Origin of the sequence: Curtobacterium sp. KBS0715 (assembly GCF_005938005.2) — a bacterium.
Taxonomy (GTDB): domain Bacteria; phylum Actinomycetota; class Actinomycetes; order Actinomycetales; family Microbacteriaceae; genus Curtobacterium; species Curtobacterium flaccumfaciens.
Genome location: NZ_VCCA02000001.1, coordinates 1,835,362 through 1,849,229 on the forward strand (window position 1 = coordinate 1,835,362; position 13,868 = coordinate 1,849,229).

Annotated in this window: 18 protein-coding genes; 8 read left to right on the forward strand and 10 right to left on the reverse strand. The window is 65.5% G+C overall.

What is annotated here, in order from left to right; all coding sequences use genetic code 11:
• The first annotated feature begins 4 nt into the window (after positions 1–4).
• On the forward strand, positions 5–448 hold the full coding sequence (locus tag FFG40_RS08820) for a hypothetical protein (RefSeq protein ID WP_138802905.1): 444 nt from the start codon (positions 5–7) through the stop codon (positions 446–448).
• A 117-nt stretch (positions 449–565) separates the two neighbouring features.
• On the opposite strand, the gene FFG40_RS08825 is transcribed toward FFG40_RS08820, so the two are convergent.
• The gene (locus tag FFG40_RS08825; protein ID WP_138802906.1) at positions 566–811 is read right to left on the reverse strand and encodes a hypothetical protein; all 246 of its coding nucleotides are present in this window, start codon (positions 809–811) and stop codon (positions 566–568) included.
• 169 nt (positions 812–980) lie between these two features.
• On the opposite strand from FFG40_RS08825, the gene FFG40_RS08830 reads away from it, so the two are divergent.
• Positions 981–1,244, forward strand: a complete 264-nt coding sequence (locus tag FFG40_RS08830) for a hypothetical protein (RefSeq protein WP_138802907.1) — start codon at positions 981–983, stop codon at positions 1,242–1,244.
• A gap of 76 nt (positions 1,245–1,320) precedes the next feature.
• Here FFG40_RS08830 and FFG40_RS08835 read toward each other — a convergent pair whose 3' ends face one another.
• Positions 1,321–3,228, reverse strand: a complete 1,908-nt coding sequence (locus tag FFG40_RS08835; RefSeq protein ID WP_138802908.1) for an ATP-dependent endonuclease — start codon at positions 3,226–3,228, stop codon at positions 1,321–1,323.
• A gap of 502 nt (positions 3,229–3,730) precedes the next feature.
• Between FFG40_RS08835 and FFG40_RS08840 the strand changes: the two genes are divergently transcribed.
• From FFG40_RS08840 to FFG40_RS17100, 3 genes are read left to right on the forward strand one after another with little or no spacing between them, the layout of a single operon-like run.
• A complete protein-coding gene (locus tag FFG40_RS08840; RefSeq protein WP_138802909.1) occupies positions 3,731–4,288 on the forward strand; it encodes an RNA polymerase sigma factor in 558 nt (185 codons plus the stop codon).
• Positions 4,285–4,797, forward strand: a complete 513-nt coding sequence (locus FFG40_RS08845; protein ID WP_138802910.1) for a hypothetical protein — start codon at positions 4,285–4,287, stop codon at positions 4,795–4,797. Before FFG40_RS08840 ends, FFG40_RS08845 begins: the two co-directional genes overlap by 4 nt.
• An 8-nt stretch (positions 4,798–4,805) precedes the next feature.
• Positions 4,806–4,955 carry a hypothetical protein gene (locus tag FFG40_RS17100; protein ID WP_185974144.1) on the forward strand — a complete coding sequence of 50 codons (150 nt, stop codon included), beginning with the start codon at positions 4,806–4,808 and terminating at the stop codon, positions 4,953–4,955.
• 156 nt (positions 4,956–5,111) lie between these two features.
• Here the strand turns inward: FFG40_RS17100 and FFG40_RS08850 are convergent, their stop codons facing one another.
• The 7 genes from FFG40_RS08850 to FFG40_RS08880 all read right to left on the reverse strand — a co-directional run bounded on the left by FFG40_RS08850 (position 5,112) and on the right by FFG40_RS08880 (position 9,964).
• Entirely contained in the window at positions 5,112–6,140 is a 1,029-nt protein-coding gene (locus FFG40_RS08850) for a hypothetical protein (protein ID WP_138802911.1), read from the reverse strand.
• Complete coding sequence (locus tag FFG40_RS08855) at positions 6,140–6,385, reverse strand: hypothetical protein (RefSeq protein WP_138802912.1); 246 nt, start codon at positions 6,383–6,385, stop codon at positions 6,140–6,142. Before FFG40_RS08855 ends, FFG40_RS08850 begins: the two co-directional genes overlap by 1 nt.
• Entirely contained in the window at positions 6,382–7,233 is an 852-nt protein-coding gene (locus FFG40_RS08860) for a hypothetical protein (RefSeq protein ID WP_138802913.1), read from the reverse strand. Before FFG40_RS08860 ends, FFG40_RS08855 begins: the two co-directional genes overlap by 4 nt.
• 51 nt (positions 7,234–7,284) lie before the next feature.
• A complete protein-coding gene (locus tag FFG40_RS08865) occupies positions 7,285–7,560 on the reverse strand; it encodes a hypothetical protein (RefSeq protein ID WP_138802914.1) in 276 nt (91 codons plus the stop codon).
• The gene (locus FFG40_RS08870) at positions 7,560–8,633 is read right to left on the reverse strand and encodes a hypothetical protein (protein ID WP_138802915.1); all 1,074 of its coding nucleotides are present in this window, start codon (positions 8,631–8,633) and stop codon (positions 7,560–7,562) included. The genes FFG40_RS08865 and FFG40_RS08870 overlap by 1 nt, the downstream gene beginning before the upstream one ends.
• Positions 8,587–9,213: a hypothetical protein gene (locus FFG40_RS08875; protein WP_138802916.1), complete on the reverse strand. Its 627-nt coding sequence runs from the start codon at positions 9,211–9,213 to the stop codon at positions 8,587–8,589. The genes FFG40_RS08870 and FFG40_RS08875 overlap by 47 nt, the downstream gene beginning before the upstream one ends.
• 157 nt (positions 9,214–9,370) lie before the next feature.
• Positions 9,371–9,964, reverse strand: a complete 594-nt coding sequence (locus FFG40_RS08880; RefSeq protein ID WP_138802917.1) for a hypothetical protein — start codon at positions 9,962–9,964, stop codon at positions 9,371–9,373.
• 276 nt (positions 9,965–10,240) lie between these two features.
• On the opposite strand from FFG40_RS08880, the gene FFG40_RS08885 reads away from it, so the two are divergent.
• From FFG40_RS08885 to FFG40_RS08895, 3 genes are all read left to right on the forward strand, one after another.
• The gene (locus tag FFG40_RS08885; protein ID WP_138802918.1) at positions 10,241–10,744 is read left to right on the forward strand and encodes a hypothetical protein; all 504 of its coding nucleotides are present in this window, start codon (positions 10,241–10,243) and stop codon (positions 10,742–10,744) included.
• Between the two features lie 345 nt (positions 10,745–11,089).
• Positions 11,090–11,794: a hypothetical protein gene (locus FFG40_RS08890; protein ID WP_138802919.1), complete on the forward strand. Its 705-nt coding sequence runs from the start codon at positions 11,090–11,092 to the stop codon at positions 11,792–11,794.
• Positions 11,795–11,837: 43 nt separating this feature from the next.
• Positions 11,838–12,245 (forward strand): hypothetical protein, encoded by a 408-nt coding sequence (locus FFG40_RS08895; protein ID WP_138802920.1) that lies wholly within the window; start codon positions 11,838–11,840, stop codon positions 12,243–12,245.
• A 322-nt stretch (positions 12,246–12,567) separates the two neighbouring features.
• On the opposite strand, the gene FFG40_RS08900 is transcribed toward FFG40_RS08895, so the two are convergent.
• The gene (locus FFG40_RS08900) at positions 12,568–13,791 is read right to left on the reverse strand and encodes a phospholipase D-like domain-containing protein (protein ID WP_138802921.1); all 1,224 of its coding nucleotides are present in this window, start codon (positions 13,789–13,791) and stop codon (positions 12,568–12,570) included.
• Positions 13,792–13,868: the final 77 nt, after the last annotated feature.

Consider the following 13,868-nt stretch of genomic DNA (forward strand, 5'->3'; position numbering starts at 1 on the left):
CGAAGTGGGACCTGCGACCGACCCCGACGGGTACACCAGCGACAACGTCGCACCGAAGGACTTCATGCTGGACGCGGTTTTGAACTTCGTGCACGGCATGAAGGACGAGGACCGGGGGTCTTTCGGACTCACAGTGACACTCGGCGGACAAGTCCTCAGCGGCAGAGCGATCAGCCGTACCGAGTGGACTGAGGGGGTCGCCGCCCAGTACGAGGCCTCAAATGGTACAAAGCACCTGCGTGAGGTCTACGACCAGGTGAATGCCACCGTGACGACGCGGCATGAAGAACGGCGCGCAGCGGACCTCCCGCCCCGCGCACGCCGGTTCTTGCACATGAGTGACGTCCAAGTGGACCTCGGGGGTGGCAACTTTGCCGTACTGCCCTTCTGGCGCGGCGCCCTTAAAGACGTAACGGGTTGGACGCTCGGCGAGATCAAGGCCGTTTAGCTGACGCCCCGTTAAGAGGAGCACCCAGGGGCATCAGGCTCGGGTGTTTCCTCCCTGCGACAGGGCTTCGGGCGCTCTGCACGCTGGCGTCTCGCGACTAGATGACTCGATCGCCGGCTACGTATTGTCGGGCCGATCGCGATGTGCCTCGACCTCGAGCAGGTGGCGGATCGCGCGATCGCTGACACGGCCACCGGGGGTCGTCACCCACGTGAGCATCTGCGGCAGGAGCATCGCGGCGGCGAGGAGCAAAGCGTCCGTGAGCGGGCCCCAGAAGGTCAGCTCGGCGGCGTCGACGTCGATGCCTCCAGCGACAGCGCCGGCGGACCACCATCCGTGGACGGGGGTGACCGTGAGGAGCATCGCGGCCGCCCACGCGGGTGTGCCGATGAGGAGACGGCGGAGACGCTGTAGACGGCGGGTCCTGGCCGCTGCGAGCTGCTGCCGGGCGTCTGCCTCGGCGGCGTGCTCGTCGTCGCTCTGAGGGCATCGGCTATCGGGACCCCGTCTGATTTGTGCAATGATCCCAGACATGAGTGATGTTCGTGAAAATCTGCGGTTGAAGTCCGCGTTTGGTGATCTACAGGAGGGTGTGCGCCCGCTCGACGCAGACCTGTCCGAGGCGATCGACGCTCTGCGGGAGGACTGCTACACGCTTCCCGAATCGGTGGTCCGCGTCCGTGGAGAGGCTCTTGTCGCCGATGCTGAGGCGCTCGGGAACAGGGAAGGGTTTGAAGACCCGGCCGTGTGGATTTACATCAAGGCTTCGAAGAACAAGCTGTCGGCCCTCGACTGACCAACCAGTTCGATATGGGATCCCTCAGCGGGCTAGGACGCGAGTTCGGCCTCTGTTCGGCCGGGCTCAGTAACAGTCAAGGAGTGGAGGCAACGAGTGCGCGAGCGGCGACCATCACCTCGATGAGTTCACCACTGGGGGCAGCCGGGCACTCCCGAGCGGCCAGGGCGTATGTCGCTGCGTTTTTCCCCGCAACGCCACGACCGCTGTCGACGATTGACTGCCGAGTGCTGTTCCACTCGCCCCACTCGTTCTCGATTACTTCCTCCAGCCGGTCTGCCCACACGTGGAGAGTGGCGCTTACCTGTCCCTCGGGGTTATCTACGACGGTCTCTCCCAGGTACGCGAGTAGCCGTCGGTTCGTGCGGATCTCATTCGCCTCGGTTGCAGCGGCATCGTGCTCTGGCTTGCCGTTGGCTCGTAGCCGCAAACCGCCGCCCTTGTCGTTATCGAACACGACGAGCGTCGGAATGGACAGTTCCGCCAGGATCGCGTGAGGTATGAAGAGGTGCTGTTTTCCGCCGGAGTAAGCGACGGTTATGCCCTCCACCTCGAGAGCGGTCTGTCCTTTGCGTGCGGCAATGCCATCAAGGATGCCCTTATCGGTGTCGCCCTCGACCAAGACGACGGCGTCAGCGAAGAACGCCTCGGCCAGGTTTTTCGTCCATACCTGGTCCCATCTTGACCGCAGGGCGTCGTCGGTCACCTCGGAGCCGTTGAGTCGCTTGGTTACGGCATCAAGAGACGCGAGGTGAACGCTGACCGATGGATGCTCGTCCGGCCTTTGCTGGCGACGAGTGACACGACGAACCTGGTCAAAGAACCGTGGATCAATGAAGTACGGCGAATGCGTCGCGTACATGACCTGGAGTCCGCCTGTGAGGTTATCTGCTAGATCCCGTAGCACTTTCGAGAATACCCGTGCCTGGGTTGGATGTTGAAACAGTTCCGGCTCCTCGATGGCGAGGCAGATGACACTGCCGTCGTTACCTTGGGCACCGCGGGCGGCGAGTAGTTTGAGTGATGAGATCAGCAGCGCTCGCTGGAAGCCGTGCCCCTGGCGATCCACGCTGGTTTCGTTCAGAGCGTCACTGATGCCGACGCTGATCGATGCCGGGCTGGGGCGTAAGTCTGAGGTGCGCGTGTGAAGTCGAATACCGCGGCCGGCGGTGAAGGCACGCACCTCGGCGGTCAGCGCGTCAGCCAGATCGTTGAGCTGCTCACCGAGGTGTTTCTTGTTGATCGCCGTTTGCTTCTCGCTGACCTCTTTCGCAAGAGCCTCGAACGCTGCGTTGGCACCCTTCCGGTCAATGGTGCGTTCGAGGATGCGTCCGATGATCGTCTTCTTGCCCTCCACGCTCTCCTCGCTAGCGCGAAGATCAGCCGTCACGAGCACGAAGTCAAACAGCCCAGACAACTTGTTTTGCCCGTTGAACCCGAACAGGTGCGTGACTCCACTCTCGGTCTCTTCAAGACGATCGGGGTTGTCACTCTCCCATAGCGTCATCGCCTGGTCGGCAGCACCTTGGTTCTTCCACTTTGGCAGCCCGGGCGCTTCACCGCGCGCAATCAGATCATCCCAGAGACCTTTCTTCTCCTTCGCTGATCCCGCGTTCCGGATTTCCTCGAACGCTGGAAATGACCGGGCTCGCGCAGTCATCTTGTCGCTGCCGTTATCCCAGATTCGCCAGGCCGTGAAGGTCGTGGAGCCGGGGGGAGCGTAAGTCGACCCGAGGGCTTCGCGATCCGCAACGCTGAGGTCGGAGAACTTGACCTCGACGCTAATCCGCCGGTCCTCGACTGCCCCGGAATAAACATCCTCGTCGACCAGGCGTGTTTCACCGTTGAAGAACCAGTCCAGAGCGCGAAGGACTGTCGACTTACCTGCCCCGTTCGGCCCGACGAACGATGTCAAAGTTCCCATATCGACGCGCACGTCCTCGAGGCACCGGAAGTTCTTGACCCTGATCGACTTGATGCGCATCTCTACCCCCTGATCGCGGCCGCGCGGCCGAAACGATTGTTACAGCGGCGGGTCTTCAACGCTGGAGCGACACGGTCGACGGGCTCGACGACGGTGCGGTACGGCAGGCATGTCGAGCGTTGCTGGCCGCTCATCATCCTCGCTTCGCAGGTTTGAATTCGCCGCTTCGCTCGTCGATCCTGGAGCAAAGCGATGGGCACGCAGATCGCAAGAGCTATGAAAATCGGTCCCGCCCAACGCCCCGCTCCAGGGGTGAACGTGACGCTAGCCTCCGCCGTAGGGAAGCGGCGGTCCCTTCAGGCCGTCGTCCGTGGTGACCGGAGCTAGACCCTGCACGGCTTGCCGATGGCGGCCGAAGTTGTATGTAGACCGTGCCTTGATCCTGTCCGTGAGAGTCCGCCCCGCCGTTTCGGGCGGTCGTGGCCGCGACCGAGCTGGTTCTCGAACTCGGATGTCAGGAATTGCCTTCTCCTGACGTGTTGGAAGTGAAGGAGGTGCACAGATGGAAGAACTGACCGATGTCGCGTTGATAGCAGCAGTCACCGGCGGTGACCGTGCCGCGTTCGGCGTGCTCTTCGACCGGCACAGTCCAGCGCTGTACCGCTACGCCTGGACCGTGCTTCACAACAACGAGGACACCCTCGACGCTGTCCAGCAGACGTTCCTCGTGGCGTGGAAGAAACGCCGGCAGGTCCGCGTGGTCGATGACTCCGCCCTGCCGTGGCTGCTCACGGCATGCCGGTTCGAAGCGCTGAACCTCGCCCGGCAGCGCCGCCGTGACAGTGAACGGCTGGCCCCGCTGGAGAGCCAGCAGACCGAGCCGGTCGTGCTCGCCGACAGCGACGAGCACGCCGACGAGTTGGCGTTCATCCTCAGCGAGATCTCGACCCAGTCCGAGACGGACCAGCAGGTGTGCCGCCTGGTGCTCCGCGAGGGACTCACCTACGACCAAGCCGCACACGCACTCGGACTGACCCCTTCTGCTGTCGGCAAGAAGCTCGAGCGGACCCGCAAGCGGCTCCGCATCGCACGCGAGAAGTACCGGGAGGTAACCCAATGAACACCGAGCAGATCCCCAACGACCAGGAGATCGACCGCCGCCTGCGCTCCATCCGGTCCGCGGTCCTCACCGAGGTCGGCCGCACCACCAAGCGCACCCGGAACCTCCGCATCGGTATCGCCGGCGCCGCGGCGCTCCTGGTGGGCCTCGGAGCCACAGGCGGCGCCGTCGCGGTCAAGATGGCCACGCAGGACGAAATCCAGCACAACGTCGCCTGCTACTCCGCACCGAGCCTCACCGCGCCCCACGTCGATGTCACGGTCGCCGACGGTTACAACGTCAACTCCGGCGCGAAGCTCGTCGGCGACGCCGACCCGGTCGCGCTCTGCGAGCAGTCCTGGAAGGCGGGCACCATCGGGCAGGCCACGATCCCTGCAGACCCCAACACCGCGAAATTCCCAGTACCGGCACTGCAGTTCTGCACCCTCCGCACAGGCATCATCGCCGGTTTCCCGACCGGGGACGCATCCTTCTGCGACAACGTTGGCCTGACCACGTGGCTGCCGTAGAGGTTCCGGTGGCGAACGACACCCCACGAGGAGTGCAGTCGCGCTTCAGCGAAGTCCGCGAGACGGCCGTCGCGCGCCTGCTCGCGGCCACGGCCATCGGTGTCGGCCTGGCGAGCGTCAGCGTCTTCGCGCTCGCACTCCTGCTGCTGCCGTCATAGGTACGTGGTGGGGAGAAGCTGCCAGCGGCGTGCAAGGGAGCCTGAGCAGAACCGCGCAGATCAGCGTGAACAGTCACAGGGTCGCAGATAGCCCGTCCGATTTGATTCTCACCAGGCTGCCTCATACGGACGCCGGTGGACTCGGAAGCAGAGGCTTCAGCTCGGCAGGTTGTGGCGGAGGTCGTAGCCGGTGTCGGCGAGGAACTGCAGCCGGTCGCGTACTTCTTGCAGCGATGCTGCGTCGTCGGCGTTGCGGTAGTCGGCGCGGAGGAGTGTGTTGGCGGTGATGATGTCGTCGGTGCGGTCCGCGTATCCGGCGGCCGCCGCGGTGAGGAAGACGGTGGGGTCGGCCGGTCGGATGAGTTCGGTGCCAGCAAAGCCGATCGTGTCCGGTTCGAAGCCGAGCGTGACCATGTCGACTTCCTCCTCGGTGAACGCGACGATTCGGTAGGGCATCTCGCGTTTGCTGATGGCGGGGTAGCCGTGGCGGTCCGAGATCGCACGGCCGGAGATGCGGCAGCCAGCTGCGATGAGCCGTTCCGCTTGCTCGACGAGCGGCAGGTTGGACGTCCATCGGGTTCGAACGCCGCCAGGTCCCGGGTAGCAGGCAATGGCAAAGTCCACGAGGCCGCCAGCCTGCCGTGACTCCCATCCGATGTCGGTGCGGTGCACGCGTTTCCCGAGGCGTGCGAGCCCGTCATCCACCTGCCCGGCAGTCAGCCCAGCCCGCACCAGCCCGTCGAAGGTGCAGCCGTTAACGGCGAGCATCCGCGCGACGGCGAACGTGACGTAGATGGGTGCGGCGTCCTTCCACCGCTCCTTCGTCCCGAGGGCCTGATCTCCGTCAATCCAGACCCGGCGCCGGTCAACGTCGACCAGCAGCACCGACGCCGTCTGCTCCGCAAGCGCGATCTGCGTCGCAGTGACGGTGCGTGGGGCTAGAAGCAGCAGTTCCGCGTCGTTCCGGTCGTCGTCGCGGGGGCGTTGGGTGAGTGTTGGGAAGCGTGCGCGGCGGCCGTCGGCGAGGCGGATCGTGTCGTGCGACTCCACGACCGCGGCGAGCCCCGCGAGTTTCAGGACAGTGAGCGCGTTGGTGAGGTCGGTGGTCTCTCCGAGCCCATACGGCATCGTGATCTGCGGCCGACCGGCGTACGCGGCGTTGACCCATTCGAGCCCAGGCATCATCAGCTGCGCTCTTCCGGGACGTCGGGTTGGGTGAGGGCGACGAGCCAGCGGGTTTCTTCGAGGAAGGGTTCCCAGCCGGTGCGGGTGTCGCCGTGGGCTGGTTCGCAGATGTTGCCGGTGTCGGTGCTGCGGATGATGACCTGCCGCAGCGTGGTGCTGGGTGGGTCGCGGAAGAACACGTGCCCGTGCGCCCCTGTGGCGTCGTAGGCGACGTTGAGGAGGAACAGGTCCGGCCGGCTGCTCACTGCCGCCACCGTCGTCCGCGGAACAGGGCGATGATCGTCGTCAACGGCCGACCTTCCCGCATCCAGTCCAACGGCGCCAGGATCCGGTCGTCGACGGTGAGGAACTCGAGGGGCGTGGTCATGAACTCCGTCATCGCCGCCGCGTCGAGGAGCGGTTGGGGTGCTGCCGCGTAGAGGACGTCCAGGCCGGGCAGCAACGACGATGGGTCGCCGAACTCGGGGAGGGCGGGCTTGACGAGTTGCCAGTCAGGGATGCGTTCTTCACCGTCGAGGTCGAAGCTCGTCAGCCGGTTCGCTTCAAACAGCTCCCCGACCTCGTCGATGCTGATCTGCAGGGCTGCGGCTACTTCCGGCTCGGTGAGGGTGGTGTTGAGAAGGTTCCGGCGGATCCGGGCTTGCGTGGTCTGCCACCAGTCCTCAGGGACGTCAGCCGGGCCGACGGCGGAGCGTTCGGGTTGGCGGGGGATCTCTCGGCCTTCGTCGGCGTACGCGGACAGCTGCTCGCGGGTGACTTCGCCGCGGGCGTACATCCACAGCTGCGACTGCCACGGCATGTCGTCCGGGAACCCTTCCAGGTAACCGGAGTGGATGAACGCTCGGACGGCCTTCTCCCGTCGTGCGATCTCGGATGCGGGGATAAGGAGGGTCTGCACGATGCGGTTCGCTTCCCGCACCGCCGGCACCGAAAGGTCCGACAGGACCGTGTTGGTCCTGTCGTAGAGCTCGTACCCGGGCTCGACGTCGATCGGGCGGACGAGGATCTGCGCCAGGTGCGCGTCAGGGTTCTCGGTGTCCTCGAGGAGGACGTGCCCCCAGAGGATCCGGTCGTTCGACAGGTGCATGGACACCAGACGCATCATCAGCAACTACCTCCAAAGGATGGGTGCGGGCAGAGCGGGTCAGAGCTGCGGGAAGTCGGCGGGGCTGCGGCCGATGCGGTCGGGTGTGTAGCGGAGCAGGAACCGCATGATGCGGTCCGCTTCGACCATCGCCTGCGCCGTCGGGTCCTGCGCCGTCGGGTCGACGTCGGTGAGCTGGAACCAGGGCGGTTCGTCAGCGTGATCGATGAGGACCGTCGCCGGCTTGTCATCCGGATCCTTCGGGTCTGTGAACATGACGGAGCCGAAGAACCGGGTGTCGTCGTACACCAGCGTCAGGGACAGAAGCTGCAGCATCAGCTCACCCCGCCCTCACCGCTGCCCTTGTTGGGGTGCCAGCGGAGGTCGTGGGCGAGGTCGGATCGGAAGTGCAGCAGCTGCCGCAGCCCGTTCATCGCGTCCGTGTTCGCGGTCACCCAGCTGTCTTCATAGAGGACGTGCGCGGTGATGAAGTCGTCCGTGCAGCACCCCTCCGCGCTGGTGAGGATCGTGGTGTCCTGCGGGATGACAATCGACACCGTCGCCTCATCTACTGACGCGGGCTCGTAGCCGAGCGCTTGCATGTCGGGGTGCTGGGCGAAGAACGCCGTCAGCCGGTTCGGCGGGACGGTGACGCCGGACTGGTGCGCGGCCCATCGGTCCGACATCACCCCACCCAGCGCAATGAGATGGTCCGCCTGCTCGTCGATGGTTCTGTCGCGGCGCCAGCAGGTCCTGATTCCGCCGGCACCGGGATACGCCCCCAACGCCCAGTCGCATAGGGCGGCCCGGTCGGCTGCTTCCCATCCGATCGGCGTGTGGAAAACGTTCGCCCCGAGAGCGGGCATTGCGGCGCGCACGTCGTCGAGTGGGATGCCGATGCGGTCCGCGATAGCGCGTGTGCCGCCGCCGTGCAGGGCGATGGTGCGGGCGATCGCGAACACGGTCCGCCAGCCATGTGTTGCGTCCCGCTCCATCGACGACCCGTGCACCTGCCGACCGTTCGCCCAGACGCGTTGCCGTTTCCCGTTCACGAACACCAGGTCCGGGTACCGGCGGGCGAGCGAGAGCACGCCGCCTTCCGACCCGCCGGGGATGACGATGAGGTCCTCGGTCCGTTCGGTCGGGGTGCCGTCGTCGTTGATCGTCGCGGTTGGGTTCGGGGTGGACAGGAACCCGGACCGGCCGTCATCGAAGCGGAGCCGGTCGAACGCCTCCACACGAGCGGGCATCCCCGCAGCCTCGAGCGCGACCAACGTCTGCGTGATGTCGATCGTCCATCCGAGCCCGAACGGCAACGACAGGATCGTCTGCTGATGCCGGATGTCCTGCACCCACTGCCGATCACTCATCAACGCCGCCCCCGCCCTGCCTTGGCGGCCGAGGCGCATCGCGGCCGGCGAGCCTCGGATCGTCTTCGGAGAGCCGCTCGAGCCCGAGGCCGGATGCGTCGAGGATGGCGTTCTCGGACTCTTCGGTGGCGACGAACGAACCGATCTGCGCATTGACCGCGACAAGAGTCCCGATCCGGCTCCGCGCATCCAGCACGACCGCGGCGACTTCCTCGTCCGTGCAGTCGGAGGTCAGTTCCGGCTTCGACGGATGCAGCGCGGGGAACTCGAGCTGCTGCACCGGCGGATGCCACTTCACCCCGACCCTCAGGACACGCCCGTCCTCGTCGTTGCGGTAGAACATCGACCCGAACGGGTGCCCCATGTCGAGGCTGAGGTCCGCTCCGTAGAGGGTCCAACCGACGGCCGCGTAGGCCGGATCCCACGGCTGCACGGTCAGGGCGCCGAGCCCCATCCTCAGGCCCGGGATCAGCGCCTGACCGTCCTGCAGTTCTGCGTAGAGGGCCTGCAGGTTCGGGGGACTGTGGTCGCGCAGGTCCGCTAACGGGACCCGTGCGATGCCGTGGATGGCGGCGAGTTGCCGCGCACGGCGGCGCGGGTCGTTCTCGGCGTTCGGCATGCGGCTCCTTCTCGCTCGCCCAATCCGTCACTCCGCAGGCGCAGCCGCTTCGCTGCCAGCAGCAGCGTTGGAGTTGGAGTGGACGATCTCGACGGTAGGGATGAAGCAACCGTGAGAGCCAGGGGATCGAGCCGCTCGAGGCCAGGAACGGGAAAACTCAGACAGCGTCCAACGACGCTGCTGCCTCGCGCTTCAGACGCTTCTTCTCGTTACGTCGCTCGGTAGCGGCGCGCTTCTTGTCGAGGGCGATGCGGCGGGGGTCGCCAAACTGGCCGGCGTTGTCGACCTGGCGGAGGGACTCTGCTCGCGCCCTGGCCCCGCAACTCCCACACTGCTCACCAGCGAGGTGGTTCTTCGGCATGACGCTGAAGGCCCCGTGCTCGAAGCAGCGGATGCGAATGCTGGTCCGCTGGTCAACGAAGTCGACGTTCCGGTAGTCATACCGGGACCCGTGAACCTTCAGCGCTCGGTCGAGGAAGAGTTGCAAGCGGCGCGCGGCCGGTCCGCGCCGCGTGGAGCAGTCGTGGCAGCCCTGCCCAGGAATCACTCGGCCCTTCACTGTCTTCGCCTTGTGGTCCTGCGGCGCCATCCGGAAGACCCCGTGCTCCGGGCAGATGATCCGCACCCGTGTCTTGACGTTGACGAACTCGTCGGGCAGCAGTGAATAGTCGTAGCGGCCACCGTGCTCAGCGTCCGCAGCGGCAATGAACGCGTCGCAGCGGGCCAGACGGGTGGCAGTGATGTGGTCCAAGAGGAACTCCTTGAGATGACGGAGTTGCCTCTATGCCGCCGCCAACCGCCAAGACGGGCTCGAAAGGCCGTCAGCCGCGCTTGCGGTTGCGGGGATCGGCTGCGGCTCGTCTGTCACTGGACCGCGGAACAGGAGGAAGCCCTGATCAGCGCCTCGGGTGAGCGCTATGGATCAGAGATCCCAGATCTGCGATCACAGCTCGCCGTCGGCAGCCTGCACAGAGGGGGAGCGCACCACGAACCGGTGCCGACCACCCCCGTACGAAAGGGCCACCCCATGGCTTCCCACCAGAACCACAAGCGCACCGAGCGACGCCACGAGATGCAGATCGTGCTCGACTGGCTCGACCTCAACGGCCGCGGCATCGACGACCTCTACGACCACCTCCTCGCCGGCCCGGGCGGCAAGCGGCAGTTCCGGGCCCACTACCGCGTCGAACCGTTCCTGGACGAGCCGGACGTGTTCGCGTTCCAGATCGCCACCATCCGCAAGCTCCGCACCGACCCGGACTTCCAGCGCTGCGCCGAGCAGCACTTCCTCCTCCAGTACGACCGCGACGAAGCCGCAGCCGCCGCGCAGGCCGGGTTCAAAGACGTCGCTGCGCTCCGCCGACAGCACTGGGGCGACGACCCGACCATGGTCGAGGCGGGACGGCGGCTGCTTTCGCTCCTGCGCGCCGGGGTCGCCACCCGTGAGCAGTACCAGGCCGTCGAGGACCAGTGGGGAACCACCTGGAAGGACCTCACCACCTTTCACGCACACGCCACCGCAGACGCCTAAACGCGAAACTCCCAGCTGGCCCGGACGAGCCGGCATAGAGCCGTCGAAGCCAGCCACAGCAGGCGAGCACCTCCCGCAGCAACGTCACGACGAGACCACACCCCTGACCCGGTCCTCGGACAGCACGCGGGACGGTGCTCGTCTGCCAGGCGCAACAGCTTCACTCCCAGCCGGTCGAAAGCGCCCGGCATAGAGACACCAAGCCCAACGGAATAGGCGAGCACAAGCGCCCTCCGCGCACCGCAGTAGATCCATGTCGAGAGATCGCCGGTGCGGGACAGCAGCCCTGCTCGCCCACCATCACGGCACGCCACGCATCAGCCACGAACTAGAAAGAGGAAGACCATGGCCGTCATTACCGACTGCACCAATCGCCGGGCACACCGCCACACCCTCCGCGAGCTCCGTCCCCTCGACGTGTACGCCGACCGCTTTCCGCAGAACCTCATCACGAAGTGGGTCGAGCTCCACGAGCAGCCCGACGCCCGCAAGCAGTACCGCGCAGCAACGCAGAACACCGCGTTCGTCCGAGACCTCTTCGCATTCGTCCGCTCCTACCGCCCGGTTCCGATTCCGGTCCCGAGATTCGCCTCATTCGACAAGCATGTGGCGCTTCTCGAACCGATGTACGAGGTCTACGAAGCGCGCACGGCTGCCGCGAACTTCGCCTTGCAAGCCGACGAACTCGAGGTCGCCCACCAGCGTGGCATCACCGTGGACGCCCTTCGCGACCAGCACTGGCACGCCACCCGCGACGCGCGTACTCGAGCCGAGAAGCGCCAGATGCTCGCTCAGCTCCGGGCCGGTCTGCTCACCGATGGCCCGCTGGAACTCGCGATCCGACGCTGGGGAATCACCTCGTGGGAGGACCTCGCGACGTTCCGCGAGCCCGACGCGCCGAAGCGCGCCCGACCGCGCAACCGGGCCGAAGCACCCGACTACAGGCGCTTCCTGAGGACCGGCGCGGAAGACGAGAGCCTCATCATCGGCTGGCCCCACACCCCCTCCGCTCCCGAGCATTCCGAGTCGCCCACCACCATCACCCGCTAGTCATATCCGCCGTCCACACCAGATAACCCACGAAGGAATAACCATGAACAACGACAACGTCAAGACCCTCACCGACGGCAACCGCACGCCGAAGACCGCCGTCACGGACTTCAGCAAGCCGAACCAGAACCGCGACGCAGCGGTCCGCTCACAGCACATCAGCGAGAAGACCCTGAACACGCTTGCCGAGTGGCGCAGCGCCGACCAGACCGCGCGACGCCCGAAGGCCGCCGCCGCAACCCGGCCGCTTGCACTCCACGCTGAGGGGCGCTTCTACGCTTCTGCAACGCCCCGCGACCTCGCCGTTGCGTTCGACGCCACCCACGTCGCGCGGCCCGACCAGATCAACCTGCGCCGGTACCAGGTCAAGCAGTACCGCGGCGGGAACCCCCAGAGCTCCGGCGCGAACCGGCGGGTCACTCGGTGCCCGCTCCGAACCAACACCTTGTAGTCGACCCAGACCGAACACGACGAAGCGCTCCTGAACCGGGAGGGCTTTGTCGTGTTCCACCCACCCATCGTTTCGGTGCCAGCTATACCAAGCTCCTATGAACTTTCCGGGCTGAATGTCGGAGGTGTCGTGATGATTGCTTCCGCGACCGACATCATCGGCGGAAGTCACCGGCGGCGCAAAATCTCCTTTTCCTGTTCCAGCAGCAGTCGCCGAACCCTCAGCAGTCCCGCGCCTCCAAGAGACCACAACGTCCGTGATCGAGCGCGCGGTCGGACAACGCCGCCGATGAGCCTCCTTGGCGGCCTCGGCCGAGCCCGGCTCAGCGGATGTATTCGCCGGCCGGACTGTGGTCAATCATCAGTCGGAACTCGTCGTTCTGGAGGCGTTCGAGCGTTGCATAGAAGCCGACGTAGTTCGTGGACTGGAGGTACGCACCGAGCGTGTTCCAGTGCAGCCACGTCGGTACGTTGCCCTGCGATGAAGCGCGGTGAGGTGCGTGGCTGATGCGAAGCTCATGGACCCCCAGGTCATGCCCGTCGATCCAAACGTGGAAGGCTACCTCGACCTCCACCTGGTCCGAGGTGTTGGGGACCGGCGACCAAGGCAGCCCTGCGAAGAACGAGTCGTAGAAGTAGGTCAGGTGGTCGACCTCGCTGCCAGCCTTGGTGAGCGTCATTGAACCCTTGACCTGAGTCGTCGGGGTTCGCTTCTGTTGAGCCTGCGTGTAGCCAAGCTCGCGATACCAGCGCCGCACTACGGTCTGGCCGCCGAAGGGGATGGCGTCGCTTCCTGTCATCGGTGCCCCAGCTGTGCTGAGCGTACGGACGTCGACGACCTTGGTCCGTGATGTCACCGCGGACTTCGAACTCAGCGCTGGCAGCTTCCTCAGGGGCGCGGTGACGGCGCCGAACAGACCGGCCGCTGCGCCAATCTCCCTGCTGTCGGTATCCTCCGGTGCGTCATCGCTTTTGCGCGTGACCCGTTTGGCCCTGAGCTCGGAGTTGATCAAAATGTCGGGGCTGGCGACCATCCTGTCAATGAGGTCACTCGTGAGGGGGAGGCACGCGCCCGCTTCCGCACGGAGCCGATCGAACCAAGTCTGCACCTCGACAACGGTCTCGCTAGGAACAGCATCTTGCCAGTCGAGCCAGATCGAGGCCTCGTAGTTCCAGCCGAGCCCGCCCGCCGTAAGGTTGCTTGAGCCCACGAACAGCGACTGACGATCGTCGCCGGTCGCGACATAGACCTTCGGATGGAACGTGCGCCGCGGGTCATGAAAGACGTGCACTTCGGTCGCTAACTCGAGTGCAAGCTCCAGACCCTCACGGGTTGCGCCTCCCTCACTGACGCCCACGATCATCGAGAGTCTGCCTCCAGCGCTGCGGAATGCCTCGAGATACTCGCGAGCGCGACCGAGACCCGAGCGCTTCGCCCACGCGACCGCAATCTGGACCTCGGAAAAGGCTCCATCGCTTACATGCGCCATGAAGTCAGCGAGGTTCTTCTCGTTTTCGAAGGGCTGCGCTACGAACCTAACGTCCATCTATGAAGGATCTCACGACCGTCAACCTCGGGAGGGCTTCCATCAGAACGCCGGTTTGCTTCAGTTTCTGAAGCAGC